Origin of the sequence: Streptomyces sp. WAC 06738 (genome assembly GCF_003945505.1) — a bacterium.
In the GTDB taxonomy this organism is placed as follows: Bacteria; Actinomycetota; Actinomycetes; order Streptomycetales; family Streptomycetaceae; genus Streptomyces.
The window spans coordinates 1017599-1044125 of sequence record NZ_CP029618.1; the positions used below are offsets into that span (position 1 = coordinate 1017599).

The 26527-nt window shown below is 73.3% G+C and carries 23 protein-coding genes and 1 tRNA gene; 6 read left to right on the plus strand and 18 right to left on the minus strand.

Annotated elements, in window-relative coordinates; genetic code table 11:
- Positions 1-11: 11 nt before the first annotated feature.
- The 3 genes from DMB38_RS04110 to DMB38_RS04120 form a co-directional block, all read right to left on the minus strand.
- Entirely contained in the window at positions 12-932 is a 921-nt protein-coding gene (locus tag DMB38_RS04110) for an SCO1664 family protein (protein ID WP_125933987.1), read from the minus strand.
- Positions 896-1486 (minus strand): DUF3090 domain-containing protein, encoded by a 591-nt coding sequence (locus DMB38_RS04115; RefSeq protein ID WP_047014870.1) that lies wholly within the window; start codon positions 1484-1486, stop codon positions 896-898. The genes DMB38_RS04110 and DMB38_RS04115 overlap by 37 nt, the downstream gene beginning before the upstream one ends.
- An 85-nt stretch (positions 1487-1571) precedes the next feature.
- The gene (locus tag DMB38_RS04120) at positions 1572-2297 is read right to left on the minus strand and encodes a histidine phosphatase family protein (protein WP_125933988.1); all 726 of its coding nucleotides are present in this window, start codon (positions 2295-2297) and stop codon (positions 1572-1574) included.
- 56 nt (positions 2298-2353) lie between these two features.
- Between DMB38_RS04120 and corA the strand changes: the two genes are divergently transcribed.
- Positions 2354-3352, plus strand: coding sequence for a magnesium/cobalt transporter CorA (corA, locus tag DMB38_RS04125; RefSeq protein ID WP_125933989.1), 999 nt, complete (start codon positions 2354-2356; stop codon positions 3350-3352).
- A gap of 49 nt (positions 3353-3401) precedes the next feature.
- On the opposite strand, the gene DMB38_RS04130 is transcribed toward corA, so the two are convergent.
- Both DMB38_RS04130 and DMB38_RS04135 read right to left on the minus strand, forming a co-directional pair.
- Positions 3402-4193, minus strand: coding sequence for a ferritin-like domain-containing protein (locus DMB38_RS04130; RefSeq protein WP_125933990.1), 792 nt, complete (start codon positions 4191-4193; stop codon positions 3402-3404).
- Positions 4194-4420: 227 nt separating this feature from the next.
- The gene (locus DMB38_RS04135; protein WP_125933991.1) at positions 4421-5470 is read right to left on the minus strand and encodes an LLM class F420-dependent oxidoreductase; all 1050 of its coding nucleotides are present in this window, start codon (positions 5468-5470) and stop codon (positions 4421-4423) included.
- Between the two features lie 124 nt (positions 5471-5594).
- Here DMB38_RS04135 and DMB38_RS04140 point away from each other — a divergent pair, with 124 nt between their 5' ends.
- Both DMB38_RS04140 and DMB38_RS04145 read left to right on the plus strand, forming a co-directional pair.
- Positions 5595-6602 (plus strand): aldo/keto reductase, encoded by a 1008-nt coding sequence (locus tag DMB38_RS04140; protein WP_125933992.1) that lies wholly within the window; start codon positions 5595-5597, stop codon positions 6600-6602.
- Positions 6599-8890: a helix-hairpin-helix domain-containing protein gene (locus tag DMB38_RS04145; protein ID WP_240661967.1), complete on the plus strand. Its 2292-nt coding sequence runs from the start codon at positions 6599-6601 to the stop codon at positions 8888-8890. The genes DMB38_RS04140 and DMB38_RS04145 overlap by 4 nt, the downstream gene beginning before the upstream one ends.
- Positions 8891-9004: 114 nt before the next feature.
- On the opposite strand, the gene DMB38_RS04150 is transcribed toward DMB38_RS04145, so the two are convergent.
- On the minus strand, positions 9005-9763 hold the full coding sequence (locus DMB38_RS04150) for a hypothetical protein (protein ID WP_164715920.1): 759 nt from the start codon (positions 9761-9763) through the stop codon (positions 9005-9007).
- A 47-nt stretch (positions 9764-9810) separates the two neighbouring features.
- Here DMB38_RS04150 and DMB38_RS04155 point away from each other — a divergent pair, with 47 nt between their 5' ends.
- On the plus strand, positions 9811-9999 hold the full coding sequence (locus DMB38_RS04155) for a DUF5703 family protein (protein WP_026276372.1): 189 nt from the start codon (positions 9811-9813) through the stop codon (positions 9997-9999).
- Between the two features lie 231 nt (positions 10000-10230).
- Here DMB38_RS04155 and DMB38_RS04160 read toward each other — a convergent pair whose 3' ends face one another.
- The 3 genes from DMB38_RS04160 to DMB38_RS04170 all read right to left on the minus strand — a co-directional run bounded on the left by DMB38_RS04160 (position 10231) and on the right by DMB38_RS04170 (position 12863).
- Positions 10231-10971, minus strand: coding sequence for a chaplin (locus DMB38_RS04160; RefSeq protein WP_206337636.1), 741 nt, complete (start codon positions 10969-10971; stop codon positions 10231-10233).
- 140 nt (positions 10972-11111) lie between these two features.
- Positions 11112-11345 carry a chaplin gene (locus DMB38_RS04165; protein WP_125933994.1) on the minus strand — a complete coding sequence of 78 codons (234 nt, stop codon included), beginning with the start codon at positions 11343-11345 and terminating at the stop codon, positions 11112-11114.
- Between the two features lie 183 nt (positions 11346-11528).
- On the minus strand, positions 11529-12863 hold the full coding sequence (locus DMB38_RS04170) for a M20/M25/M40 family metallo-hydrolase (RefSeq protein WP_047014880.1): 1335 nt from the start codon (positions 12861-12863) through the stop codon (positions 11529-11531).
- Positions 12864-13007: 144 nt separating this feature from the next.
- Between DMB38_RS04170 and DMB38_RS04175 the strand changes: the two genes are divergently transcribed.
- A tRNA-Leu gene (locus DMB38_RS04175) sits at positions 13008-13094 on the plus strand.
- 187 nt (positions 13095-13281) lie between these two features.
- On the opposite strand, the gene DMB38_RS04180 is transcribed toward DMB38_RS04175, so the two are convergent.
- Positions 13282-14181: a helix-turn-helix transcriptional regulator gene (locus DMB38_RS04180; protein ID WP_125933995.1), complete on the minus strand. Its 900-nt coding sequence runs from the start codon at positions 14179-14181 to the stop codon at positions 13282-13284.
- Between the two features lie 137 nt (positions 14182-14318).
- Between DMB38_RS04180 and DMB38_RS04185 the strand changes: the two genes are divergently transcribed.
- Entirely contained in the window at positions 14319-15332 is a 1014-nt protein-coding gene (locus DMB38_RS04185; protein WP_125933996.1) for a hypothetical protein, read from the plus strand.
- A 137-nt stretch (positions 15333-15469) separates the two neighbouring features.
- Here DMB38_RS04185 and DMB38_RS04190 read toward each other — a convergent pair whose 3' ends face one another.
- The 8 genes from DMB38_RS04190 to DMB38_RS04230 form a co-directional block, all read right to left on the minus strand.
- Positions 15470-16834: a carotenoid oxygenase family protein gene (locus tag DMB38_RS04190; protein ID WP_125933997.1), complete on the minus strand. Its 1365-nt coding sequence runs from the start codon at positions 16832-16834 to the stop codon at positions 15470-15472.
- The gene (locus DMB38_RS04195) at positions 16831-18300 is read right to left on the minus strand and encodes an MFS transporter (protein WP_125933998.1); all 1470 of its coding nucleotides are present in this window, start codon (positions 18298-18300) and stop codon (positions 16831-16833) included. Before DMB38_RS04195 ends, DMB38_RS04190 begins: the two co-directional genes overlap by 4 nt.
- An 84-nt stretch (positions 18301-18384) precedes the next feature.
- Positions 18385-18951, minus strand: a complete 567-nt coding sequence (locus DMB38_RS04200; protein WP_125933999.1) for a TetR/AcrR family transcriptional regulator — start codon at positions 18949-18951, stop codon at positions 18385-18387.
- A gap of 319 nt (positions 18952-19270) precedes the next feature.
- Positions 19271-20374: a S1 family peptidase gene (locus DMB38_RS04205; protein ID WP_164715921.1), complete on the minus strand. Its 1104-nt coding sequence runs from the start codon at positions 20372-20374 to the stop codon at positions 19271-19273.
- A 343-nt stretch (positions 20375-20717) separates the two neighbouring features.
- Positions 20718-22247 carry an MFS transporter gene (locus DMB38_RS04215; protein ID WP_125934001.1) on the minus strand — a complete coding sequence of 510 codons (1530 nt, stop codon included), beginning with the start codon at positions 22245-22247 and terminating at the stop codon, positions 20718-20720.
- Positions 22248-22499: 252 nt separating this feature from the next.
- A complete protein-coding gene (locus DMB38_RS04220) occupies positions 22500-23813 on the minus strand; it encodes a hypothetical protein (RefSeq protein ID WP_125934002.1) in 1314 nt (437 codons plus the stop codon).
- A gap of 331 nt (positions 23814-24144) precedes the next feature.
- Entirely contained in the window at positions 24145-25107 is a 963-nt protein-coding gene (locus tag DMB38_RS04225) for a TAXI family TRAP transporter solute-binding subunit (RefSeq protein WP_125934003.1), read from the minus strand.
- Positions 25100-26464, minus strand: a complete 1365-nt coding sequence (locus tag DMB38_RS04230; protein WP_125934004.1) for an aminotransferase class I/II-fold pyridoxal phosphate-dependent enzyme — start codon at positions 26462-26464, stop codon at positions 25100-25102. Before DMB38_RS04230 ends, DMB38_RS04225 begins: the two co-directional genes overlap by 8 nt.
- Positions 26465-26527 lie beyond the last annotated feature (63 nt).

Below are 26527 nucleotides of genomic sequence, written 5' to 3' on the forward strand. Positions count from 1 at the left end.
GACCGGCGGGATCAGACGGGCGGCCAGGGGATGGCCGGCCACTCGCCGCTGGGCTCCGGGTGCCGTCCCGAGGCCAGCAGCGCGGCGGTACGGGCCCGCAGCGCGGCCACCTCCGCCGCCGTGATCAGCGGCGCCAGCCGGGCGGCCAGCGGGCCCTCCGGGGCGAGTCCGGCTGCGAGCCGGTGCAGCACGGCGACGGCCTCGGCGGGCAGCGGCTCGCCGGCCCAGCCCCAGAGCAGGGTGCGCAGCTTGTCGTCGGTGTGGAACGTCACACCGTGGTCGATGGCGTAGAGCCGGCCGCCGGCGGCGGGCAGCAGGTGGCCGCCCTTGCGGTCGCCGTTGTTGATCACGGCGTCGAGTACGGCGAGGCGGCGCAGCCGGACGTCGTCGGCGTGCACCAGCAGCGCGGGGCGGCCCTCGCCGGTCTCGGCGTAGCCCACGGCCTTCCAGCCGGGTCCCGGCTCGTCGCCGTCGACGAGGGCGAGCAGGTCCGCGCCGCCGGGCGCCGCCCCCGCCGTGCCGCCCTGGCCGTCCTGTGCGTCCATCCCGTCCGGTGCGTCCGTCCCGTCCCGCTCGTCCGCGGCCGGGATCCAGAGCTGGCACATGCCCTCGCCGAACGGCCCGTCCCGCAGCACCGTCGGCGGCACCAGGCCCCACCCGGTGGCCTCCGAGACCTCGTAGGCCGCGACCTCGCGCTGCGCCAGCGTGCCGTCCGGGAAGTCCCACAGCGGCCGCTCCCCCGCGACCGGCTTGTACACGCACTCCGCCGTCCGCCCGGCGTGGGCGACGGTGCAGAACAGGACCGCGTTCGACGCGCCGCGGATGCGCCCGGCGACGGTCAGCTCGCCGCCGGTGAGCAGCTCGCGGGCCTCGTCGGACGCCAGGGCGAGCGGGCTCACTCCCCCCGGCGGTATCCGTTCTGGCGCGGACATACGTGTCCCTCCGGGTCGAGCGGCAGGCTGCACAGCGGGCAGGGCGGCCGGCCGGCGTTCACCACGTCGTTGGCCCGCTTGGCGAAGGCGCGCGCCATCTGCCCGGTGAGGCGTACGCGCAGCATCGGCGGGCCGTTCTCGTCGTCCTGGAGCAGCGCCTCCTCGGCCGCCGCCAGGTCCTCGTCGGAGTCGGCGTCCAACTCGACGAGGGCCTGCGCCTCGACGACCATCCGCTCGCTCTCCGCGTCCCACGCCAGCGCCATCGTGCCGACCCGGAACTCCTCCTCGATGGGGGCATCGAGGGGCGCGGTGTCGGTCAGCTCGGCGGGGGCGACGGCCGGCACGTCGCTCGTGCCGCCGCTGCGCCGTACCACCTCGTCAAGAAGCTCGTCGATCCGCTGGGCCAGCGCGGACACCTGCGCCTTCTCCAGCGCAACGCTGGTCGTACGGCCGGACTTGGACGCCTGCAGGAAGAAGGTGCGGCGCCCCGGCAGCCCGACCGTGCCGGCCACGAAGCGGTCCGGCGGGTCGTAGAAGTACACCTCACGCGGCACGTGCTGCTCCGATTGCTCGACTTCTGAACGGGATCCGCTGCGGGCCCGATCCGACCACCCTACTGCGCGAGCTGATCACCGGGGATCAACCGGCTCCGGCACCGCCGCCCACCTCCGCGGCCGACGCGTCCGCCGCGTCCTCCCGCGCCCCGTCCGCCCCCGGCTCCGCCGCGGGAGGCGGCGGCGCGAGGCCGTCGAGCGAGCCGGTGTCGCCGAGCCGCAGCACGAAGGGGCGCAGGGGCGTGTACCGGATCGCGGTGACGGAGGCGGGGCCCACGGCGATGCGCTGGAAGAGGTCCAGGTGCATCCCGAGGGCGTCCGCCACCACGGACTTGATGACGTCGCCGTGGCTGCACATCACGTACAGCGCCTCCGGGCCGTGCTCGGCGAGCACGGTGGCGTTCCAGTCCCGTACCGCCTCGACGGCGCGCGCCTGCATCGCACGCATCGTCTCGCCGCCCGGGAAGACCGCCGCGGACGGGTGCTGCTGCACGGTGGCCATCAGCGGGTCGTCCGCCAGCTCGGCGAGCTTGCCGCCGGTCCACTCGCCGTAGTCGCACTCCGTCAGCCGCTCGTCGACGTGCACCGGCAGCTCCGGACGGGCGGCCAGCAGCGGCTTGAGGGTCTCGCGGCAGCGTTCGAGCGGGCTGGTGACCACGGCGGCGGGCGTCAGGGCGGCCAGCCGGGCGGGCAGCGCGGCGGCCTGCGCCGTGCCGCGTTCGTCCAGCCCGACACCCGGGCCGCGGCCGGCGAGCACGCCGTCCACGTTGGCCGTGGACCGGGCGTGCCGGAGCAGGAGGAGGGTGGGCATGGCAGCCAGCGTACGTCCTGCGCGACAGGCGGCACGGTTCGGGAAAGAATGACGGTGTGATCGTCGACTGCGCGCTCTACCGGCACGGCCGGCGCGTCCCCGCGCCCGCGGACGTCCCGGCCGTGCTGGCGCAGGCGCGCGCCGACGACGACACGTTCTGCTGGATCGGGCTCTTCGAACCGTCGCGCCAGGAGTTCGACGAGCTGACCCACGGGCTGGGGCTGCACCCGCTCGCGGCGGAGGACGCGGTCACCGCGCACCAGCGGCCGAAGCTGGAGGTGTACGACGCGGCGCTGTTCCTCGTGCTCAAGCCCGTGCTCTACGACGACAGCACCGACACCATCACCGTGAGCGAGATCAACACCTTCGTCGGCGACTCCTTCGTGGTCACCGTCCGGCACGGCGAGGCGAACCCCCTCGGCCGGGTACGGGCCCGGCTGGAGGGGCAGCCCGAGGTGCTGGCGCACGGGCCGACGGCGGTGGTGTACGCGGTGTGCGACGCCGTCGTCGACAACTACCTCGATGTCGCGGACGACTTCCATACCGACCTGGAGGAGCTGGAGGCCGAGGTCTTCCAGCCCGGCGGCCGCGACCCCGGCCGCTCCGCGGGGCGGATCTACGACTTCAAGCGGCAGGCGCTGGAGTTCCGCCGCACCACCGGCCCGCTGGCCGACCCGATCGCCCGGCTGGCGGGCGCCGGGCTGCCGTTCGTCAACGAGCGGGCACGGCCGTTCTTCCGCGACGTCGGCGACCATCTCATGCGCGTCAACGAGCATCTGGAGACCATCGACCGGCTGCTGTCCGACATCCTCGCCGCGCACCTCGCGCGGGTGGGGGTGCAGCAGAACGACGACATGCGGAAGATCTCCGCGTACGCCGCCATGGCCGCGGCGCCGACCGTCATCGGCAGCATCTACGGGATGAACTTCGACCACATGCCGGAGCTGCACTGGACACTCGGGTATCCGGCGGTGCTGCTGGTGATGGCGTCCGTGGTGCTGTCGCTCTACGTGTTCTTCCGCCGGCGCGGCTGGCTGGGCAACGGCGAGCGCTGAGGGGTCGCGGGCCCCTGGCGGGTGCCGTTCGCGCCGGACGCCGTTCGCGTCAGGCGAACTCGGCCGTGGTGCGCGGCGGCGGCCCGCCGAGGGCGTCGCGGAACTCCGGCATCCGCAGCCTCACCATCCGCCGCCAGCCGCCGGCGCGTTCGTACGCGTACACCGCGTCGATGCCCGCGGACAGCAGCGCGCGCCTGGCCCGCGACCACTTCAGGATCCGCCCCATGTGCGCCATCACCGCGTGGCTCACGTCCCGGTACACCCGGATCTCCGCGAGCGCCGCCTCGCGCAGCGCGGCCCGCACGCGGCGGCCGTGGCCGTGCGCGGCCATGGCGAGCAGTTCCTCGTGGCAGTACGCGAGGTGGTTGTCCTCGTCGTGGGAGATCATCCGTACCGCGCGGCCGATGTCCGGGTGGTCGCCGAAGTACTTGAGGAGCATCCGCATCTGGTCCGACGCCCGCTGCTCGGTGACCCTGCTGTGCGCGAGGTACGTGATGAGGTCGGCCTCGGTGAGCTGCCCGTCCCGGCGGAGCCGGTCGTGGGCGAGGCCGATGCCGATGCCCTCCAGCAGCATCGTGTAGTCGGTCTCGGCGGGGACGGCCACCGGCTCCAGGCCGCGCTTCTTCAGCAGCGCGTTGAAGATGCGGCCGTGCTTGTCCTCGTCGGCGCCGTGCCGGGCCACCTTGGGGGCCAGCTTCCGGTACGAGTCGGGGACGAGGGCGGAGATGCGGGCGTTCTCCCAGCCGCCCTGGGCCTCCCCGGCGGCGGCGATGGAGCAGAACAGCCGGAAGGTGTCGTCGTTGTCGAGGATCTCCTGGTACAGGTCCTTGGCCGAGAGCATGTCACCGTCGCCTTTCACTGCCGGAATACACCCGTATCCGAGTGAATGACGCGGATGCGTATGACGCAACACCCGCGGTGCGCACCATCCGCCATGCGGGCGATCCGTAACCGATCCGGTGACGGCGCGTTGGTCAGGGTGACGGCCGTGGTGGGGACACCCGAGCCCTCACCACGGCCGTTGCACGGGTGAGAGGGCCCGGCACGCAGGGCCGGAGCCGTGAGGACTCAGGCGAGGCCGGCGCGTTCCAGCGCCTCCACTCCGGCGCGCACGCCCGCGATGCGCTCCTCCCGCGTGAACCCGGACGGCGCCAGCGACAGCGACGTCACCCCCGCCTCGGCGTACGCCCGCATCCGGTCCGCGATCCGCTCCACGGGACCGAGCAGCGTGGTGGCGTCGATCAGCTCCTGCGGCACGGCGGCGGCCGCGCCGGCCTTGTCGCCGGCGAGGTAGGCCGACTGGATCTCGGCGGCCTCGCGCTCGTACCCCATACGGCCGGCGAGACGGTTGTAGAAGTTCTGCTTGGCGCTGCCCATGCCGCCGACGTACAGGGCCGTGTACGGGCGGAAGACGTCGGCGAGCGCGGCGATGTCGTCACCCAGGGCCATCGGGACCGTGGGCACGATGTCGAAGCCGTCCAGCTCCTTGCCGGCCTTCGCCCGCCCGGCGCGCACGTGGCGCAGGGTGGTCTCCTCGGCGTGCTCGGGCGAGTAGAAGACGAGCAGGGCACCCTCGGCGATCTCGCCGGTCTGCTCCAGGTTCTTCGGGCCGATGGCGGCGATGTAGACGGGGATGTGCTCGCGGACGGGGTGCACGGTCAGCTTGATCGGCTTCCCGGCGCCGCCGGGCAGCGGCAGCGTCCAGTGCTCGCCCGCGTACGACAGCCGCTCGCGCGAGAGCGCCTTGCGCACGATCTCCACGTACTCGCGGGTGCGGGCGAGCGGCTTGCCGAACTCCACCCCGTACCAGCCCTCGGAGACCTGCGGCCCGGAGACGCCGATGCCGAGGCGGAAGCGGCCCTCGGTGAGCGAGTCGAGGGTGGCGGCGGTCATCGCGGTCATGGCGGGGGCGCGGGCCGGGATCTGGAAGATCGCGGAGCCCACGTCGATCCGCTCGGTCTTGGCGGCGACCCAGCTCAGCACGGTGGCCGCGTCGGAGCCGTACGCCTCGGCGGCCCAGCACACGTCGTAGCCGAGACGGTCCGCCTCCTGCGCGACGGCGAGGTTGTCGGCGTCCATGCCGGCGCCCCAGTAGCCGAGGTTGATCCCGAGCCGCATGCGGGCCTCCCTGCTCTCCGGCGCCTCGCGCCGAGGTTTCGTACCGGTGGGTAATATATCTGTGCGACTCTAGCGCGACGGTCCCCGCCGCCGCAGCGCGCCCGCCCCAGTAATCTCAACGCCCATGGAGCACAGGCAACTCGGCCGCACGGGCCTTCGCGTCTCCCGCATGGGACTGGGCACCCTCACCTGGGGGCGGGACACCGGGGAGCCGGAGGCGGCCGGGCTGCTGAAGACGTTCTGGGAGGCCGGCGGGACGCTCGTCGACACCGCCGACGTGTACGCGGACGGCGGCGCGGAGCACCTGCTGGGACGCCTGCTGCGGGACCTCGTGCCGAGGCGGGACATCGTCGTCGCCACCAAGGCGGGCAGCGTGCCCGACCCCGAGCGCCGCTTCGACACCTCCAGGCGGCACCTGCTGGGCGCGCTCGACGCCTCGCTGGAGCGGCTGGGCACCGACTACGTCGATCTGTGGCAGGTGCACGCCTTCGACCCGTACACGCCGATGGACGAGACCCTCCAGGCCCTCGACACCGCCATAGCGAGCGGCCGGGCCCGCTACGCGGGCGTGAGCAACTTCAGCGGCTGGCAGCTCGCCAAGGCCGCGACCTGGCAGCTCGCCGGGGCCGCGGGCGGCGGCGCGGGCGCGGCGGGCGGCCGGACGCGGCTGGCGTCGACGCAGATGGAGTACTCGCTGCTGCAGCGCGGGGTGGAGCGGGAGGTGCTGCCGGCGGCCCTGGACCTGGGCGTGGGCCTGCTGCCGTCGTCGCCGCTCGGCCGGGGGGTCCTGACCGGCAAGTACCGCGACGCCACGCCGCCGGGGTCGCGGCTGGCCTCGGAGCACCTGGCGCCGTTCGTCGCACCGTACCTGGACGAGGAGGCGAGCCGGGTGGTCGACGCGGTGACCACGGCGGCGGACGGTCTCGCGGTGACGCCGCTGGAGGTGTCGCTCGCGTGGGTACGGGACCGGCCGGGGGTGGCGGCGCCGCTGGTGGGGGCGCGCAACGCCGAGCAGTTGTCGGCGGCGTTGTCGGTGGAGGGTCTTACGCTTCCTGACGAGATCTGCCAGGCGCTGGACGACGTGTCGGCGCCCGTGCACCGCTATCCCGATCAGGACTGGAGCACGCTGTGAACGACGCACCGGAGGCCGCGGAGACGGCGGCGGGGGGCGGTACGGAGCCGGGGGCTGCGGGGGACGGCGGCGGGGGCGCGGAGACCGGCGCGAGCGCCGGGAGCGACGCGGGTACCGGGGCCGACGCGAGCGCGGCGGGCGGCGGGTCCGGTGAGGGCGAGGGCGGCGGCGAGGAGCGGCCCAGGCGGGCCGCCGCGGCCGTCGAGAGCGGGACGGCGCTGACCGGGAAGGCGGCGGAGCTGCTGGCCGCCGTGCGGGCGGTGGAGCGGGGCGAGCGGGACGCCGCCGCGTTCTTCCGCGCGCCCGCGCGCGCGACCGCGCCCCGGCCCGTACCGGGCGCGGAGCCGCCGGCCGGGGCCGGGACGGCGCCGGAGGCCGGTGCGGGGCCCGGGGCAGGGGCCGGTGGCGAGCAGGGGGAGCCGGTGCGGCCGCGGGAGCCGGGCGCCGAGGCGGTCGCCGCCGTACGGCGGTTGCTCGCCGGCGCGGGCGCCCCGGAGGATCCCGCGGCGCGGATCGCGGGGCAGTTCGGCGAAGGCGCGGCGGAGTTGCTGCGTGCGGACCCGTGGCAGTTGCTCGCGGTGCCGGGCGTACGGCCGTCGCAGGCCGACGAGTTCGCGCGCGGGCTGCTGGAGTCCGCGGAGCCCGGCGACGAGCGCCGGGTGGAGGCGCTGGTGGGCTGGCTGCTGGCGCAGGCGGCCCTCAGGGGGCACACCGCGCTGGAGTTCCCGGCGCTGGCCGAGGCCCTGTCGGGGTACGGGGTGCCGGACGCCGAGGAGGCACTGCGCGAGGCGGCGGCCACGGGCGGCGTGCTCGTCTTCGAGGAGCGCGAGGAGCCGCCAGCCGGGGCCCCCGTACCGGAGGGCGGGGAGGACGGCGAGGAGGAGGTCCCCGTACGGCTGCTGCTCGGCCTGGAGCGCTACGCGATGGCGGAGGAGGGCCTGGCGGACGGCCTCTCCCGGCTCGTCAGCACGTTCACGCCGCCTCCGGGACCGGCGGAGGAGGACGCCGGCGCGCAGGGTGAGGACCCGGCCGTCCGCGTCGCGGACGCGGGCGCGTGGGAGGCCGCGGCCGCCGCCGCGCCGTCGCCCTCCGCCGCGGAGCTGATCCGCGCCGCCGCGGGCAGCGGGCTCGTGCTGCACAGCGGCGGCGAGGCCGCCCGCGCGGAGCCCGCGGCGCTGGTCGCCGCGGCCCGCGCCCTGGGGCTGCGCGCGTACGCGGCGGCCCACACCGACGACGGCCGCGCCCGCCTGGCCGGCCTGCTCGCCGCGGCGGCCACCGGACCGGAGGCCGCCGCCGGAGAAGGCCGCTCCGGCCCCGGCGCGGAGGACCCGGCGTCCGGCGGAGCCGTGACCGTGCGCGGGCTGCTCGCCGGCCGGGAGGGCCCCGGCCGCGATCCGGACGGCCTGCTCGCCGTCGACGTGCTGGCCGTGCTGGACGCGCCGCAGCTCGACGCCGAGGCCGCCGCCGCCCTCGTCGAGGCGCTGCCCGACGGCGCCCGGCTGGTGCTCAGCGGCGACCCCGGGCTGCTGGAGTCCGCGGGCCCCGGCCGGGTCTACGCCGACGTGGCCGCCGCGCGGGTCTGCCCGCGGGTGACGTCCCGCACCCCCGACCCGGGACCGATCGGGGAGCTGGTCTCCGGCGTCGGCGCCGGCGAGCTGCAGGCCGTCGAGGCGCCGGGCAAGGAGGTCGTGATCGTCCCGGTGCAGGACCCCGGCGAGGCGGTCCACCGCACGGTGCAGCTCGTCGCCGACTCCGTACCGCGCGCCCTCGGGGTGCCCGCCGCGGACACGCAGGTGATCGCCGTGGGACACGGCGGTGCCGCGGGCACCCGAGTGCTGAACGCGGCGCTGAAGGAGCGGCTGAACCCCGGCCCGGGCGCGTTCGGCGGCTTCGACGCGGGCGACCGCGTGGTCTACGTCCCCGCCCCCGGCACCGCAGTGCCGGGACTGGTCACCTCCGGTGACGACGCGGGGCTGCACCTCGACTGCGGCGGCACCGCCGTCGTCGTCCGCCCCGACCGGGTCGCCGAAGCCGTACGGCACGGCTGGGCGCTCACCGCGCACCAGGCGGCGGGGCGGCGCTGGCCCGCCGCGGTGGTCGTGGTGCCCGGGGACGCGGAGGCGGCGCTCAGCCGCGCCTGGGCGTACACGGCGTTCAGCCGCGGCGAGCGGCACCTGTCCGTCGTGCACGGCGCGGGCCCCGTGCTTGCCCGGCGCCTCGCGGAGGTGCCGGCCCCGCGGCGTACGACACGGCTGCGCGGCCTGCTCGGCGCCCAGACGCGGGCCTGATTGCAGGACCGGCACGAAGCCCCGCGAGGCGGCACGAGGCCGCCCGGAGGGCGTCAGGCGGCGCCGGCACGGGGAAGGCCCGGCGCGTCCGCGCCGGGCCCCGCGGAACGGCGCTCAGCGGCCCGTGTCCACCCGCTCCAGCTCGTCGTCGCCGTCGTCCAGGTCGTCGAGCGCGTCGACCACCCGGTCGTCCTCGCGGCCCGCGGCGTCGTCGTCCTCGATGTCCGCCTCGTCGTCCGCGTCGAAGTCCAGCTCGTCCTCGAACGACGCGCTGACGTCGAAGCGGCAGATGACCAGCTCGGGGTCGACCTGGTCGAACGGCGCCGAGAGCCACTCCCCCGGCTCCGCCGGCTCCTCCGCCGCCGCCACCCACACCGCGGAGTCGCCCTCGGAGAGGCCGAACTCCCGGTGCCGCGAGGCGATCTCGTCCGGTTCGAACTCGCCGAAGAGCACGCCGACCGCCGCCGTCAGGCTGCTGCCCACGGCCTCCCGGTCGCCGGTCTCGTCCCCGCCCGCGACGTCCGGGTCGAGGTCGGCGATGCGCTGTGCCTGAGCCAGCAGCCGGTGCGGCTCCGCCACGGTGTAGTCCCGGCGCATGAGGACACTGAGCGCCCCCGGCTCGTCCGGCCCGGTGTAGGCGGGCAGCGTGTCGCTGCTGGGGATCTCGAAGGGGGTCACCTCGTCGTGGACCTCGTACAACACCTCGTCGTACGCCTCGGCTGCCGCTGCCAGCTCCTCGAAGGCGGCATAGACGGCAGAGCCCTCCTCGCCCGACCGGCGCTCGACCGCTTCGAGGTGGCGGTCGATCGCGGCTTTCAGCACCGACGCGGCGGCGCGTACCTCGGCAGCCGTAGGCTGCGCAGCATCAGACATAGTGCAGACGCTATCCGGAGCGAGGCACTTTCCGCACAATGGATGCGATGCCGGAATACGAGTTTCGTGATGTCTATGTGCCGCGGGGAGTCTCACGGGCCGCCGCGGCGAGGCTTCTGACCGACCAAGCCGAGTACGGGCACTGGGAGTTGCACCGGCTCCGGCTGTATCCCGACGGCAGTCGCAGGGCGCGGCTGCGGCGCCGGATCATCAGACAGGTGCGAGCGACGTGGTGAGCCCCGCGGGGGCCTATCCCTCGCGTGGACGCCCCGCTGACCTGCGGTTTCCACGCGCCCAGGGGGTCGGCACCGGAGGGTGCCGGACAGTGGCGGAGACGATACGGACGGCAAGGGGGCGGGTCCGGTTGCCCGGACCCGCCCCCGGCCGTCGACTACTTGATCAAGGAGCCGGCGCGATCAGGCCGCCTGCCTGATCGGGCTGCCCGCTTGATCGGGTTGCCCGCGTGATCAGGCCGCGGCCGCGCGGGCGCGGCGGTAGAGCACCGCGCCGCCGAGCAGCAGACCGCCGCTGAGCGGGATGAGGGCCCCCACCGGGATCTCGGACCCGGTCTCCGCGAGCTGCTCCGTCTCCGGGGCGGGCGCGCCGGCCTGCGTCTCGTGGTTCGGCGGGGTGTGGCTCCGGTCCTTGGGCTCGTCGGGCCGGTCCGGGGTGTCGGGCTGCTCGGGGGTGTCCGGCACGTCGGGACGGTCCGGCTCCTCCGGCGTCGTCGGCTCCTCGGGCTTGGGCGGCTTCGGAGTGTCGGGGACCGCGCCGTTGCCGCACTTGTTGCCGAAGGCGGGGTTGCCGACCCCGACGACGTTGGCGGAGTTGCCGCACGCGTTCACCGGCACGTCCACGGGCACCTGCACCGTGTTGCCGGAGAGCACGCCCGGGGACTGCGACGACTGGCCCTGGGCCTGGGCCCCGCCGCCGGTGGCGTGGCCGCCGGTCTTCGTGCCTCCGCCGTCGTTGACACACGTGTTGCCGAACGCGGGGTTGAGCAGCCCCCCGGCGTTCACCGTGTTGCCGCATACGTTCACCGGAACGTTCACCGGCGCCTGCACCGTGTTACCGGAGCCGACGCCCGGGGAGTTCGTCGCTGCGCCCTCGGCGCCCGCGTCCGCCTGTGCGGCGGTGGCGCCTGCGGCGACCAGCATGCCGCCTGCGGCGGCGATGGTGAACAGGCCCTTCCTTGCGACATGTCGCATGGGTCTTTCCTGCCTTCTGAGCTCTGAGTACGCGAGCAGGCGGGCCGTCCCCGTCCTACTCGCCCAAAAGCCCGTCCAGCCCCGGAGCACTGCAGCGCACTCCGGGGCCGTACGGTCACACCCTTACGGGAGGTTCAACGTCACTTGTTGATGCAGGTGTTGCCGAACGCCGGGTTCAGCAGACCGATGATGTTCACGGTGTTGCCGCAGGCGTTCACGGGGATGTGAATCGGAGCCTGGACGACGTTGCCGGAGAGCACGCCCGGGGACTGCACGGCAGCGCCCTGGGCACCTGCGTCGGCAGCGGCGACGCCGGCACCCGCCAGCATCAGACCGCCCGTGGCGGCCGCCGCGGCGACAACCTTCTTGATCATTCTTCCTCCTCGTTGACGGTGCGGCCCCAGCAGCGGACCGCACCCAATGCAACGACGAGGTAGGTTTCGAGCTACGCGCTTATCGTGCCATTCACCCTTTTCAGTCCGATTGGTACAGGTGGCCGATTCGACGGCTTGTGCCACCCGCCCGCACCCGCGCCTCCGCCGGGGAGAAACCCCAGCTCAGCAGGCGTCGAGGAACCGGTCCAGCACCCGGACGCCGAACTGCAGACCCGCGACCGGGACCCGCTCGTCGACCCCGTGGAACATCCCGGCGAAGTCCAGCTCCGGCGGCAACTGCAGCGGCGCGAAGCCGAAGCAGCGGATGCCGAGGTCGTCGAAGGACTTGGCGTCGGTACCGCCGGAGAGGCAGTACGGCACGGCGCGGGCGATCGGGTCCTCCGCCTTCAGGGCCGTCGCCATGGCCTCGACCAGCGCCCCGTCGAAGGTGGTCTCCAGCGCCTTGTCGGCGTGCACGTCCTCGCGCTTGACGCGCGGGCCGAGGATGCGGTCGAGGTCGGCGAGGAACTCCTCCTCGTACCCCGGCAGGAAGCGGCCGTCGACGTGCGCCGTGGCCTGCCCGGGGATCACGTTCACCTTGTAGCCCGAGCCGAGCATGGTGGGGTTGGCGGTGTTGCGGAGGGTGGCGCCGATGATCTTCGCGATGCCGCCGAGCCGGGCGAGGGTGGCGTCCATGTCCTCGGGGTCCAGCTCGACGCCGAGGGCGTCGCCGAGCTCGTCGAGGAAGCCGCGTACGGACTTGGTGAGCCGCACCGGGAACTCGTGCCGCCCCAGCCGGGCCACCGCCTCGGACAGCTCGGTGATGGCGTTGTCGCGGTTGGTCATCGAGCCGTGCCCGGCGGTCCCGTCGACGGTCAGGCGCATCCAGTGCATGCCCTTCTGCGCGGTCTCGATGAGATACAGCCGCACGTCCTCGTTCACGGTGAAGGAGAAGCCGCCGACCTCGCCGATGGCCTCGGTCACGCCCTCGAAGAGCTCCGGCTTCGTGTCCACGAGGTGCCTGGCCCCGTAGAGCCCGCCGGCCTCCTCGTCGGCGAGGAAGGCGAGCACGACGTCGCGCGGGGGCTTGCGCCCGGTACGCAGCCGCTCGCGTACGACGGCGAGGGTCATCGCGTCCATGTCCTTCATGTCCACCGCCCCCCGCCCCCAGACGCAGCCGTCGGCGACCTCCCCGGAGAAGGGGTCGTGGGTCCAGTCGGCGGCGTTGGCCGGCACGACGTCGAGGTGTCCGTGGATGAGCAGCGCCGGCCGCGAGGAGTCCTCGCCCTCGATCCGCGCCACGGTCGACGCCCGCCCGGGGTGCGACTCGAAGATCTCCGGTTCGAGACCCACCTCGGCCAGCTTCTCCGCCACGTACTCCGCGGCCGCCCGCTCCCCCGGTCCGGAGTGGTCGCCGTAGTTGCTGGTGTCTATCCGGATCAGCTCGCGGCAGAGGTCGACGACCTCGCTCTCCGCGCGCTCGACGGTGCCGCCACGGGCGTTCTCCGGCTGGCTCACGATGCCTCCCTGGCACGTTCGGGGTCCACGCCCCATCCTGCCCCGCCGGACCCCCCGACCCAACCCGCGGGGTGATCGCGGGCCCCCGCGGGTTTGCTAAGGTGTACCGCGTCGCGGCGGGCCCCGCCCGCGCGGCTTCCACCGGTCCAGGTGGCGGAATGGCAGACGCGCTAGCTTGAGGTGCTAGTGCCCGTATTAGGGCGTGGGGGTTCAAGTCCCCCCTGGACACCATCCTCGGCTCCACCGCGGCGAGGGCTCCTCCGATAGAGCTGAGCGGTCCGATCACGGCCTGGATCTCCTCCTTGACCATCGGGCGCTTCCCGGAACTCCGGGTACTCTGAGCGACCGCCTCTGCACGCCGGGCTTCCGCGCCATTCGTCCGGGACTGACGGCGCGTGCGGCCCCCGCGGCGCGGACGTCACCCGCCGGGTGCGCCGAGCGCGTCGTGGTCGGCGGCGTGTGCGGCGGGGGCGGCTTCGTTCCCCTGCCCCTGCCAACTGCTCAGCAACCGCAGGCGCTCCGCGTCAGGTGAGCCCGCCGGGGCGGTGTAGACGGTGAGGAACTGCTCGGGGTCGTCGGGCAGATGCAGCGTCTCGAAGTTCAGCGTGAGCCGTCCGACGACAGGGTGGTCGATGCGCTTGTAGCCGTGGGACTTGCTCTTGACGGTGTGCGACGCCCAGTGCTTGCGGAACTCCTCGCTCTTCAGCGACAACTCGCCCACGAGCGCCGCCAGCTTCGGGTCCTCGGGGTTGCGCCCGGCGTCGACGCGCAGATGGCCGACCGTGTCCCGGGCCACGAACTCCCGGTCCGGGTAGAGGCGGACGACGTCCTCGTCCAGCAGGACGAGACGGGCGACGTTGCGGCGTTGCGGCGGCAGCGCGCCGAAGTCGGTGATGAGGGCGCAGGCCAGCCGGTTCCAGGCCAGGATGTCCATGCGCCGGCCGAAGACGAACGCCGGGGTGCTGTCGCCCATGGCGTGCAGCATCTGGAGCATGCCGGGCCGCACGTGCTGGGCCCGCGGACGGCGCGGCGGGGTCGTCGGGTGGCGGGCGATGCGGTGGAGGTGAGCGCGCTCGTCCGCGTCGAGACGCAGGACGTCGGCCACGGCGTCGAGCACGTCGGCGGAGACGTTCGGAGTGCGTCCCTGTTCGAGGCGTACGTAGTACTCGGCGCTGATCCCCGCCAGGAAGGCCAGTTCCTCACGGCGCAGTCCGGGCACCCTCCGCAGCCCGCCGCCCGGGGCGAGGCCGACGTCCTCCGGGCGCAGCCGGGCGCGGCGGGAGGAAAGGAACTCTCGGAGGTCGCTGCGCCGGGTCATCAGTTCATCATCGCCGAACCGTCCGGCACCTGGGTGGTACTGGCGGTCCCCTGGAACAGCCGGGCGCCGGAACGCGCCGCGCGCCGGGTCACGATGACCGGACAACGCCCCGAGCACGATGACGAAAAGGAGCTGTCATGGGACAGCAGCCCATGTCCCGGCGGACCGTGCTGGCCGCTACCGCTGTCACCGCCGCGACGGTGGCCACCGCGGGTGGGAGCAGGCCGGCGACCGCCGCTCCGGGCCCCGCCGGGCTGCCCGAGACGTACGTGGTCCCCGGAGACCGGGCCTTCCCCACCGGCCACGCGTACGATCCGCGCACGGGCCACATCTACGTGGGCAGCGCCGAGGACGGCACGATCTTCCGCGGCCACCTCACGGTGCCCACCCTGCGCCCCTGGTCGCCGCATGGAACCGACGGCCGCGCCGGTACCTCCGGCATGACCGTCGATGCCGCCGGGCGCCTCCTCGTCGGCGGCGCGGACACGGGCACGCTGCGCGTGTACGACCCGGCCGACGTCACCCTGCTCGCTCTGCTGCACGGCGTCGAGGGCGGATTCCTGAACGAGATCGCCGCGGCGCCCGAGGGCACCTCCTATGTCACCGATTCCTTCCGGCCGATGATCTACCGGCTCACGCACACCGGGACCTCGTGGCGGCTGGAGCGCTGGCTGGACGTCACCACGACCCCCATCGACTGGGTCGAAGGACGCCACAACCTCAACGGCATCATCTGCATCGACGACCACCTGCTCACCGTCAACAGCGCCACCGGCCGACTCTGGCGCATCGACCGGCACACCCGGCAGTCGCACGAAGTCGATCTCGGCGGTGATCTGCTGCCCAACGGCGACGGACTGGCCTTCCGCGACGGCCACCTCTACGTCGTCCAGGGCAACCTCAACGACCTTCCCGGACTCACCCCGCAGGTGACCGTCATCCGGCTCTCCCCCGACCTCGCCCGCGGCCGCCTCGCGGGCCGCCTCCTCCCGCCCGGCGGCTTCCTGCACCCCAGCTCCATCACCCTCCCGGGCGACCGGGCCCTGGTGGTCAACAGCCAGTACAACCGCTGGAGCGCCGGACTCCCCCCGGAGTCGCTCCCCTTCACCCTCTCGACCGTGCCGCTGGCCTCGGCGCGACCGGCGGCGTGAGGGAGCCGACCATCGAGCCACCCCGACGTCACCTCCGCTCTCGACCACGCGGACCCGCGCCGGCGCCCACCTCAGGAACGAGCCGCGGCCCGGAACGGGGGCCGTCCCTTCCGGGACGGCCCCGGGTGTTCGCGGGTTCAGTCGGAGGTGCCGCCGTCCAGGGCGGTGTCAGGAATCCATGAACCGTGGATTCCGGCCGTGACCCGGCGCGGCAGGTGGACGGTGGCTATCCGGTCGAGGCATGAGGCGTCGAGGACGAGCAGTTGGGAGGCGTTCTGCTTGAGGTCGGAGATGACGGTGAGCAGGTAACCGTCGTCCTCTCCGGTCGCGCCGGCGGCCGGCACGAAGACCGCCTCACTGGGCAGCCTCGCGTCTCCTGCCTCGTGGATGAGCCGCGCGCCGGTCACCCGGTCGTACTTGACGATGCCGTAGCCGCCGAAACCGCGCGCGTCGGGGAAGGAGACGGCGTACTGGTGGCGGTTCTCGGTGCCGAGGAAGGCGTCGTTGAGGGTGGGGAACTCGATCGCGAGGTCGTCCACCGTCTCCTCTCCGACCGTCCCCGCTGCCAGGTCCACCATCCAGCGGCGGGTGAAGGCGCGGACGACGGGCTCGGCGCCCCTGCCGGGCGCGCCGACCCACCAGTTCCAGGAGAGGCGGAAACCCTCCCGGTCCACGGTGGGCGCCTCCAGGACGACGCGGCCCCGGGCGTCCTCGTAGGCGTTGACGGCGTGCAGTGCGCTGCCTGGCTCGATGGGGAACCAGCGGATGCGCGCGGCGCCGTCGCGGCCCCGGGGCATGATGCCGATGCGGGCGGGCTGGTGGTCGTCCCAGCCGTAGGGGATGCCGGAGTGTTCGGTCGCGTCGAAGGTGACGGTGCCCTCGATGAACACCACGTGGTGGGCGGTGAGGGCGAAGTCGTGCTTGAGGGAGGCCGTGGCGCCGGGCACCTCGGCGCAGTGGGTGACCCGGCCGTTGGCGTCGGCGACGTAGTAGACCAGATACGGCGGGAAGGGCGAGGAGCCGAAGAAGTGCAGCTCGCCACTGGCCGGGTCGGTCTTGGGATGGGCGGTCATCGCGCTGCGCAGCTTGCCGTCGAAGTCGTGGGCACCGACGGTGTCCAGGTCCGGGGTGAGTTCGAAGGGGAGGTTCGCCTCGCACAGCGCGAACAGGCGGCCGGCGTGCTCGACGACGTGGGTGCCGGCGGTGCTGGCGGTCAGGTCCGGCCCGTTCTCGGTCATGTAGGGGGCGCCGTCGAGGGCCGGGGTACGGACCCAGCGGTTGCGGTACCACTCGGCTCGCCCGTCGCGCAGGCGGATGCCGTGCACCATGCCGCTGCCCTTGAACCAGTGGGTGGGCGTGACACCCGGCTTGGGGTTGTGGCCGTTGCGGACCAGCCGACCGGTCAGTTCCGGGGGGAGTGCCCCCTCGACGGAGAGTTCGGTGGCGGAGATCTCGTCGACGGCGGGCTCGTAGTGGCCGGTCAGGTAGGGCTTGCCGGTCATGAGGATGCCTCGTTTCTGTGTGTGTGATCGTGCGGGTCGGCCTCGGCGATGGGCCGGACGACGGCGAGGGCCAGGAGTGCGGCGGTGGTCATCACCGCCGCGGAGATGCCGAAGGCCAGGCGGTAGCCGGCGGTCAGGGCTTCCCAGTGCGGTCCGTGCGTTGCCGCGTCGGCGGCGCGCGAGCCGGCGAGGGTGGCCAGGACGGCGAGGCCGACCGCGCCGCCGACCTGCCGGGTCGTGTTCACCAGACCGCCTGCCAGTCCAGCGTCCGCCGGGGGGACGTCTCCGGCCGACAGCGCGGTGAGCAGGACGAAGGCGGCACCGAGGCCGAGGCCGACCACCACGCTGGGGCCGAGGACGTCGGCGAGGTAGCTGCCGTCCGAGCTGATCCGCGACAGCCACAGCAGCCCGGCCGCTTCGATGAGCAGAGCGCCCGTCACCGCGGCCTTGGCGCCGACCCGGCGGGCGACGCGCGAGGACAGCGTGGACCCGAGCATGTTCGCGGCGGCGAGCGGGAGCTGGCCCAGTCCTGTGGCCAGCGGCCCGGCGCCGAGCACCTGCTGCTGGTAGAGGGGGAGGAAGAAGAACAGCGCGATCCACATCGAGCCGAGCAACGCCATGAGGCCGTTTCCGGCCACGACCTGTCCCCCGGCGAACAGCCTCGGGGGAATGAGCGGATCGGGGTGGCGGCGCTCGATGAGGGCGAACGCCGCGAGGAGGACGGCGAAGAGGGCGAAGGCGCCCAGCACCCGGGTGTCCGTCCAGCCCGAGCCACGGGCGGTGGTCAGCCCCCACACCACGGCGGTGAGGGAGAGCGTGACCGTGACCGTGCCGGCCAGGTCGAACCGCCCACGGTCCACGGCGGGCACCCACGGCAGGTGGATGGCGCCGGCGATCAGCACCAGGAACGCGCCCGCCGCGGTGGCGTAGAAGATCCACGGCCAGCCCCATGCCTGGGTGAGGGCGCCGCCGAGCAGCACGCCGGCCGCGGCTCCCGCTCCCGAGACGGCGCCCCATATGCCCAAGGCCCTGCCACGGGCGGGGCCGGGCGGAAAGAGGCTCATCACCAGCGCCAGCGCGGAGGGCGCGATCGCGGCGGCTCCCCACCCCTGTACCGCCCGCGCGGCGATCAGCACGGCGGGCGAGGTGGCAAGACCCGCCGTGAGTGACGAGAGGGCGAACACCGCCACGCCTCCCAGCAGGACCCGGCGGCAGCCCCACAGATCCGCCGCACGCCCGCCTGCCAGCAGCAGCACGCCGAAGGCCAGCCCATAGGCGTTGACCACCCAGGTCGTCCCGCTGTCGGACAGCCCGACGCCGGTGCGGATCTGGGGTAGCGCCACGTTCACGATCGACGTGGCGAGCATGACGGTGAACTGCGCCCCCGCCAGGACCGCGAGCGCGGCGCCCGGTCGTGTCGCGGTTCCGGGCGTTTTGCGCACGGCGGGGTGCTGTGAAATATCCATGTGTGGTTAACCACTCACTCGATGCTCAAAAGGAAAGGCGGGCTGCGCGGAGCGGCCCGCCGAGGTCGAAGGAGCGGGAAGCCCTCAGTGATGCCTGATGCCCTTCGCCAGCGTGCGCGTCCACGGCGCGTCCACCGCGTCGGCCCCGGCGGAGACGATCAGGTGGCACAGCATGCCGCGGGCGAAGAACTCCTGCACCTGCTCCTCGGTGCCGCCGGAGGCACCGCGCACGTACTCGACCAGCCGGGCATAGCCCTGCCGGACGGCCTCGCGCACAGCGGGTTCTGACACCGCGGCGGCCTGGGCGTGCAACTGGATCAACATCAGGTCGTTGTCGCTGATCAGCCGGGAATACGCGTCGCCCATGACGGACAGCACGACCTCCGGATCACTCCCGCCCGCCTGGGCGACGCCCCGCTCCAGGCTGGCCCGCACCTGCACGAAGCAGTGCTCGACGACGGCGACGAACAGCGCTTCCTTGCTGGGGAAGAGCCGGTAGACGTACGCCTGGGAGATACCGGCGGCCTTGGCGACCTCGGTCGTGGTGGTACCCCAGTAGCCGCGCGCCGCGAAGGCGCTCAACGCGGTACGCAACACCGTCTGGCGACGCTCGTCGGCGGTGGACAGTTGGCGAACGCTTCCCCTCTGCATGTGAGTAGTCAACCACTAATTCCTCTCGAGCGTCAACGGCGTCCGGGCTGTCCTACCGTCGAGCCCGCTACGAGAAGGACTTCTGACGCACGGCGCGACCTGTTCGACGAGCCTTCGAGGAGATGTCCGCCAAGCGGCAGGAGCCCACCCGCCCCGCGATGCCGAGCGAGCCGGCTGCCGGGCCACGGGCGCTGAAGCCGCTACGCGACGCCCTCTGCCCCGTGTGACCACGGCACCGCACCCCACGACAGACCCGGCGAACGGATCGCGCACCGGCCCCCTGCCGGCGCCGTAGGTGGGGCGGTGCCTGCGGCGGCAGTCAGCGGGTGTGGATCGTCACGTCGAGGCGGTCCTCCGTCCTCGGGAGACTGGTGAAGTAGTCGTAGTCGCCGCCCTGGTCACCGTGGCAGCTTTCGGCGCCGCCCTTGTGTATGCCGTAGGCGATCCGCTTGCCACCGCTCGGCCGGTACCACCCGCCGCCGCTGTCACCCGGGCAGGCGTCGTGGCCTGCGACGCGTATGTAGCCGTTGCCGACGACGCCGTCGATCGTGCCGCAGTCGCTGCCGTTCTCCGGGTTGTGCTGGGCGGACAGGCACACGATCTGCCCGTTCTGGATGCCGGACTCGCTCGTCAGCCGGCCGGTCACCGGGGCCGGATCGTCGTGGTCGCCGGGATTGTAGAGCCAGCCCAGCGGCGAACTCAGCCAGTGGGTGTTCTCCACCCGGGCCCTGGCCACGTCGGTCCCGGAGTCATTGTCGAAGACCACCCGGTCGAAGGCCCCGATCGTCCAGTTGCTGTGCTTGAGCCGCTCACCCTTCTCGCCGCAGTGACCCGCGGTGATCGCCAACTTCCGCTTCGGGTGATCGTTCTCGTAGGCCGTGAAACCCAGCGAGCAACCCACGTCGGGACTCTTCACCGAGATGCCGCCGCGCAGCGGCTTGCTGCAGTCGGCCCGCGAATCGCAGACCTCGTCGACGATCGGAAGCCCTGACGGATCGGTGGTGCTGCGCGGCCTGATCTGAAAGGTGTCCGGCACCGCCATGGTGTCGTTGCGTGCGGCCTTGAGATCGGCGGGTGCCAGGCCGGCCACCACCCGGTTCGCCTCCACGTCCACGGCCGCGTCGCCCTTGGCGGCCTCCCCCAGCGCGCGGTGCTCACCGGCGCGCGCCTCCTCGGCCTCGGCGGTGAGCCGCGCGTAGCTGTAATCCACCTGGTGCACCTCTGCCTTGACGCCGCTGTCCGCAGCGAGCGCGGCGAAGCGGTCGGCCGCCTCGGCCGTGGTCGCCTGCAGGTGCTGGGTGTCGGTCGCCCCGTCGTACCAGGAGCCTCCGAACGTACGGGCGTTGTCCTTGGCCAGCCGGGTGATGAGGGCGACCCGCCCGTCCTCGGCCCGGATGCGACGCCATGCCTCCTCGTCGCTCACCCCGGGGAAGCTCTCCTGGAACGCCCGGACGGCACCGGCCTTTCCTGCGGCGGCCGGGCCGTCGGCGGCGCCCGCCCCGGTGATGTCACCGCTGCCGGCCTCCCAGATGGCCGCACTAGGAAGAAGCGAGGGGCACCATGGCTAGGGGACGGGGCAGATGGCGGACGACGCTCGCACTGGTGGCGGGCGTGGCGTTCCTGCCGCCTATCGAGCGGGACCAGCGCCGGGGGCCACCTCGTTCGCGATCCGGAGTTGGCATCCGCGCCGGCGGCGGATCGCCGTACCCCGAGGGGCCCCTCCAGAAGACGGTCGGCAACACCCGGTGGTGATCGGCGCGTCGTCGTCAACTCGTCACCGGTGTCCTGGCGTCCGCAGAGCCGTGCTCCGGGGCGAAGGGCTGATCCGTCGCCGCAGCCGGGGGGTGGGAGTCGGCGTCCGGCACGTCGTCCGCCGAGACCCGGCCTCCGGGGAGGACCAAGGCGACCAGCGCGGCGAGTACGTAGAGTCCGATCACGGTGAGCAGGCCCCCGATGGCCGCGTCGGTCGGCGGCTCGCCTCCCTCGAGCATGGCGAAGTAGACGGTCGCGACGATCGCGATGCCGGTGGCGACGCCGACCTGGATGGAGGTGTTGATCATCGATGAGGCCGCCCCCGAGGCCGACTTCGGGATCTTGGCGAGCACGATGGTCATGAGCGTGCCGGCGACCATCGCGAGGCCCAGACCCGCCACGACCATGCCGGGTGCCAGGTGCCACCACTCCAGCGAGCCGGCGTAGCGGTCCACGGCCGCTGCGGTGAGCGCCATGCCGACGGTGATCACCGTGCAGCCGAGCAGCACGACCAGCCGGCCGAGGACCATCAGCTTCGGCGCCACGGCCGAACCGATGCCGACGCCGACGGTGAACGTCGCCAGGGCGACCGCCGTACGCAGCGGAGAGTATCCCTCACCCTGCTGCAGATGGACGGTGAGCACGAGTTGGTAGGCCATGCCGGAGAAGAACAGCACGGCCACCAGGAGTCCGCCGACCGCGCCGCGGTGCCGGAACAACTCGGGGTCGATGACCGGCGAGCCACCACGCCGCTTGACCCGGCCCTCGTAGCGGACGAACAGCCACAGCACCGGCGGCGACGCGGCCATCAGGACGAAGACCCACCACGGCCAGTCCAGCTCCCGCCCCTGCACCAGGGGGAAGAGCAGCAAGAGCAGGCCAAGGGTCGCGATCAGGCTGCCGGGCACGTCGAAGCTCTCACGCTGCGCACCGCGCGACTCACGGGTCAGGAACGCCGCCGCCACGAAGGCGGCGATTCCCAGGGGCACGTTGATGAAGAAGATGGGCCGCCAGTCCAGGCCGAACAGGTCGGCCTCCAGCAGCACCCCGCCGAGTACCGGGCCGCCGATGCCGCCGACGGCGAAGGTCATCCCGTAGACCGACATGGCCTTCGGCTGCTCCGCTCGCGGAAAGTCGACCTGCAGCATGGCCAGCACCTGGGGCACCATCATCGCGGCCGCGGCACCCTGGAAGACGCGTGAGGCGATGAGCATCTCGGGGTTCACGGACAGACCCGCGAGGGTGGAGGTGACCACGAAGCCGGCCAGTCCGGTCAGGAAAAGACGCCGCCTGCCGAACCGGTCCCCCAGCCGGGCTCCGGTGATCATGGCCGCGGCGAACGCCAGCGTGTAGCCCGCGACCGCCCACTCCAACTCGGTCGACGTCGCGTCGAGATCTGCCTGCACCGAGGGCAGGGCCACGTTGAGCACGGTGCTGTCGACCATGTCGATGAGCACGGCGACCAACGTCACCAGCAGGGCGGCCCAGCGCCGTGGGCTGTAACCGTCCAGGTCACCATCGTCTGCTTCGCTGCCAACCGTCACGAGGGCACTCCTCACATCACCTTTGAAGACAAAGTAGCTTTGATTGCAAAGCTATTTTGCCTTCGCGGGTATGTCAATGTCCGTCTGGGGCGAGGTCGTAGCGGTGCTTCAGATCGGGTGCCGAGGACAGCGCCGGTCAGTCTCGGACGGCACGCACCGACGCCTGCGGTGGATCACCGCAGGCGCTCCGGTGCACCCTGGGACCGGCGGATCGGGGCGGGGGTGAGTCCGGCGGGGGCGAACGAGCGCTGCTCACCGCTCGGCCGGGTGGACGTCGACACCGTCCCCCGCGGCGATCAGCCCCGCGTAGCCGTTGACTTGCTGCGGAGCGATGCCCGGCGCGTTGCCGAGGACCCGACCGGTGCGGGCGTCCCGCACCACCAGCCCCTCCCCCGCCTTGAGGTACAGGCGGTCCTCGTACGAGGCCGAGACCCTGCCCTCCCACTTCCCGTGCCGGAGCCGCCACAGAACCTCTCCACTGGTGGCGTCCAGGCCGATCGCCCCGCCTCGCTCCTTGTCTCCTTCGTCCCCCTCGCCGTTCGAAGCGAGCACCACCGTCGTACCGCCTTCGCCCTCCCAGCAGGACATGCCGCTGACCAGGCCGTCGTCACGGGTGTGGGTGACGTCGCCGCTGTCCATGTCGATCAGGAGCGGACCCCGGTCGTCGTCGAAGTCCTCGACGGCCAGCCACGGGCCGCAGGGGGCGATCGAGGCGTACTTCGAGATGTCCTCGCTCCACGTGTGCTCGCCGTCGGTCAGCACCGCCCCCAGCAGGCGTATCCCGCCGCCGTCCGGGAACGACATGCCCGCCAGGTCGTCGCCGGAGCCCGCCATGGCCAGGAATTCGTCCTCCTCCCAGACGAGTTCCGGCCTGTCGAGGTCGATGCCCAGCGAGCCCAGCATGCGATCCGCCTTCGCCACCTGGACGACGGCCGTGCCGTCATGGCCGTGGAGCACCGGAGCAGAGAGCCCCTCGGCGTTCCCTCCCGCCAGGACGCCCGGCTCGATGAGGAGGCCCCACAACCGCTCGCCCGTCTCGGCGTTCGCCGCCAGGATCTCCACCGCCAGGTCCTGCCGCTCCCCCTTGACAGGGACCGCGGCCACGACCGCCCGGGTACCGCCTATGCGGGTGAGCAGCGGTCGCGGAAGCCTGCGCTGGGCACCATGCTTCTCCAGCTCTGCTGCCCGGGCCTCGTCCCGTCGCCCGGCCGACTCCTGCCACGCCTCGTGCAGCGGCCGGCGCCGAGGTTCCAGGCGCGTGGTTTCCTCCCCGGTGGCCAGGTCGACCATGGTCAGGCCCGTTTCCCCCGCGACCCAGGCGTTCTGCCGGTGCAGCGCGACGGGCGGGTGCCGCACCGGTCCGGTTCCGAGGGAGAAGGCGGCCTCGGTCGCGAACGCCGTGGCGGGGGGCGGCTCCTCGGCTTCGCCGGGGGTACCGGACGACTGCGGGGGGTTGCGGCGCTCGTGGCCGTCCCCGTCGCCACCACCACCGCATCCGGCTGCTATCAGGGACAACAGCGCGACAGCGGCCAGGGCACGGAAGGAGATTGCCGTACGTGTGCTCATGGGGGTTCGTCTCTCCCTCATACGTGCTCGTGCCACGGCGCCGAGACGGCTGGTCGGCCGCGGCCAAGGCCGGCAAGCGTAGTAAGCATCGCCGGACAGAACCTTGATGAAATCTGACATGGCCGATGAGCGGCCCATCGGCGGTGGAGACCTTCTCATTTCCGGTTGCCGGGAGCCGCCCCCGTACGGAACCTGGGGGCCGTCGTCCGACGAAACGACGATGTCACGGTCTTCACCGCCCATCGTGCCCGCCGCATCTTGACGGGCCCTCTGCCCAAACCTTGACGGCTCCCGTCATGGTTCTGGGGTGGCACCGGCCGCGGCGTCGTTCTCAGGTCATGAATCCCGCCTCCCGGTACGCGCGTGCCGCGCCGGGGTGGAGCGGGGCCGGGACGTTGCGCCAGGCGGTGGCGGGGTTGAAGAGGGCCAGCGAGGGGTGTGCCGCGGGCAGGTGGTCGCGGGCGCCGAGGAGCAGGCGGGTGAGGGCGTACGCCGTGCCGGGAGCCAGGTCGGCGGCGACGACGAGGACCGTCTCGGCGAAGCAGGTGGCCACGTCCCCGGTGTGCAGGCCCGGGTAGGTGCCGGCCGGGATGACGCCCCGGGAGCACCCGTAGCGCCGCGCGAGGTGGTCGACGAGGTCCGCGGGCAGCGGGGCGAGTTCGAGCGTGCGGACGCCGCCGGCCGCGGCGGCGATGCTCGGCGCGGGCAGCGTCGTGGCCCCGAAGACGTAGTCGATCTCCCCCGCGTGCAGCGCGCGGACCAGCGCGTCGTAGCCGTCGAGCAGCACCCGGCCGCCGCGGGCCCGGATGGCGTCGTACGTGGCGCCGTAGTGGCCGACGACGTTGCGGAACATCAGCTCGTCCGTGGTGTCCTCCGGCGGTGCGCCGAACCGCGCCCCGCCCCCGGCGATCACCTCCCCGGGTCCGGCTGCGGCGTCGGCCGCCCGCAGCAGGTTGTACGGCAGCGGCGACCAGCCCGTACCGAGGACACGCAGTGTGCTCATCGGAGTGCCGAAGGGCGGGCCACCGTTGTACGCCGCGGCCACCACGACGTCCGTACTCATGCCCACATGCCCCTCGCCGTCCCGGATCCGGGCCAGATTCTCCCGGCCGCCGCCGGCGGCCAGCGAGAGGCGCAGGGCCGGATCCCGGCCGTCGAGGAGGCGGATCAGCCCCTCGGTCATCTCGTACCAGCCGTCGCCGGGATTGCCGCCCAGCCAGGTCAGCTCCATCAAGTCCGGGGCCGCCCCGGTGTGCCGGGGCCGTGCTGCGGGGTGGTGCGTACGGTCAGCCATGGGTGTCCGCCTCTCCTGCGGTGGGGTTGTCCACGGTGAAGTGCACGCCGGAGAACGCCGCGCGCCAGCCCGCCACCTCGGCCGCGACGGCCGCCGGGGCGACGTCCTCGTCGAGCCCGCGGGCGATCAGGCGCGCCAGGGTGGGCATGTCCCGCTCCCCCATCCCGAGCCGCGCGACCTCCGGGGTGCCGAGGCGCAGCCCGTCCGGCTCGCCCCCGGCGGTCGGCCCGGAGGGCAACCCGATCCCGCACGCCAGCAGCCCCGCCGCGCGCAGCCTGCGGGCGGCCCGCTGCCCGCCGCCGTAGCGGTGCGCCTCGACGGCGAACTGGTGCGAGCGCGTACCGCCCCGCCGAGCCGCGAAAACCGGCACGCCCAGCGCCGCCAGCTCGGCGGCCAGCCGCCGCGCCGTGGCGGTCATGGCCTTCCCGTACGCGCGCCCGGCGGCCTTCCAGTCGAGCAGGGTGACGGCCAGCGCGGCGGTCCTGGCCGCGTCGAAGTTGGCGGTCAGCCCCGGGTGGGCGATGGCGTCGATACGCTCCGCGAGCTCGGCGTCGTCGGTGACGACGAGCCCGCCGGCCGGGCCACCGAGACTCTTGTACGTGCTCATGGACATCAGGTGCGCGCCCTCGGCCAGCGGCTGCGGCCACACCCGCGCGGCGATGGGACCGCACAGGTGCGCGGCGTCGAAGAGCACCCGGGCGCCCACCTCGTCGGCGATCTCCCGTAGCGCGGTGACCGGATGCGGAAACAGGTTCAGGCTGCCGCCGACGGTGATCAGCGCCGGCCGCTCCCGGCGGGCCAGGGCGCGCAGGGCGACGGGGTCGACGGTGCAGCCGCGCGCGTCGACGGGCGCGGGTACGGTGCGCAGCCCGTAGCGGCCGGCGGCGCCCGCGGCATGGTGGGTGACATGCCCGCCCACGGCGGCGGGCGGCGCGATGACCGTGTCACCGGGGCGGCAGGTCGCCATGAAGGCATACAGGTTGGCAAGTGCCCCGGAGCCGACGCGGACCTCGGCGTAGCGCGCCGAGAACACCTCCGCGGCCAGTTCCGCGGCGATGACCTCGATCCGCTCGATGGCCTCCAGGCCCGTCTCGTACTTGGCACCGGGGTGGCCCAGCGACGGCCGGGTGCCCAGTCCGGCCGACAGCAGCGCCTCGGCCCGCGGGTTCATGACGTTCGAGGCCGGGTCGAGGTTGAGCGTGTCGCGCTCGTGGATGCGCCGGTTCTCCTCCACCAACCGGTCGATCTCGGCGAGCGTGGCGCGTACGGGCCGGGCGGCCACGGCCCCGGCGACCGTGCGCATCAACTGCTCGCCGGGTTCGGGCACCCACGGGCGGGCCGCCAGGGCATGTCTCATCCGCGCTCTCCTCGCTGAGGTGGGACGGGGGCTCCCGGCCCGGTGCCGACGGCCGGAAGGGGG

Coding starts and splice junctions, on each gene's coding strand:
- DMB38_RS04160 (WP_206337636.1), bottom strand. CDS start 10,971: ATGCGACATGTCGCAAGGAAGGGCCTGTTCACCATCGCCGCCGCAGGC.
- DMB38_RS04130 (WP_125933990.1), bottom strand. CDS start 4,193: ATGCTCTCGGCCAAGGACCTGTACCAGGAGATCCTCGACAACGACGAC.
- DMB38_RS04150 (WP_164715920.1), bottom strand. CDS start 9,763: ATGTCTGATGCTGCGCAGCCTACGGCTGCCGAGGTACGCGCCGCCGCG.
- DMB38_RS04195 (WP_125933998.1), bottom strand. CDS start 18,300: ATGGATATTTCACAGCACCCCGCCGTGCGCAAAACGCCCGGAACCGCG.
- DMB38_RS04140 (WP_125933992.1), top strand. CDS start 5,595: ATGGAGCACAGGCAACTCGGCCGCACGGGCCTTCGCGTCTCCCGCATG.
- DMB38_RS04225 (WP_125934003.1), bottom strand. CDS start 25,107: ATGGCTGACCGTACGCACCACCCCGCAGCACGGCCCCGGCACACCGGG.
- DMB38_RS04185 (WP_125933996.1), top strand. CDS start 14,319: ATGGGACAGCAGCCCATGTCCCGGCGGACCGTGCTGGCCGCTACCGCT.
- DMB38_RS04230 (WP_125934004.1), bottom strand. CDS start 26,464: ATGAGACATGCCCTGGCGGCCCGCCCGTGGGTGCCCGAACCCGGCGAG.
- DMB38_RS04180 (WP_125933995.1), bottom strand. CDS start 14,181: ATGACCCGGCGCAGCGACCTCCGAGAGTTCCTTTCCTCCCGCCGCGCC.
- DMB38_RS04120 (WP_125933988.1), bottom strand. CDS start 2,297: ATGCCCACCCTCCTCCTGCTCCGGCACGCCCGGTCCACGGCCAACGTG.
- DMB38_RS04135 (WP_125933991.1), bottom strand. CDS start 5,470: ATGCGGCTCGGGATCAACCTCGGCTACTGGGGCGCCGGCATGGACGCC.
- DMB38_RS04220 (WP_125934002.1), bottom strand. CDS start 23,813: ATGAGCACACGTACGGCAATCTCCTTCCGTGCCCTGGCCGCTGTCGCG.
- DMB38_RS04110 (WP_125933987.1), bottom strand. CDS start 932: ATGTCCGCGCCAGAACGGATACCGCCGGGGGGAGTGAGCCCGCTCGCC.
- DMB38_RS04200 (WP_125933999.1), bottom strand. CDS start 18,951: ATGCAGAGGGGAAGCGTTCGCCAACTGTCCACCGCCGACGAGCGTCGC.
- DMB38_RS04190 (WP_125933997.1), bottom strand. CDS start 16,834: ATGACCGGCAAGCCCTACCTGACCGGCCACTACGAGCCCGCCGTCGAC.
- DMB38_RS04155 (WP_026276372.1), top strand. CDS start 9,811: ATGCCGGAATACGAGTTTCGTGATGTCTATGTGCCGCGGGGAGTCTCA.
- DMB38_RS04165 (WP_125933994.1), bottom strand. CDS start 11,345: ATGATCAAGAAGGTTGTCGCCGCGGCGGCCGCCACGGGCGGTCTGATG.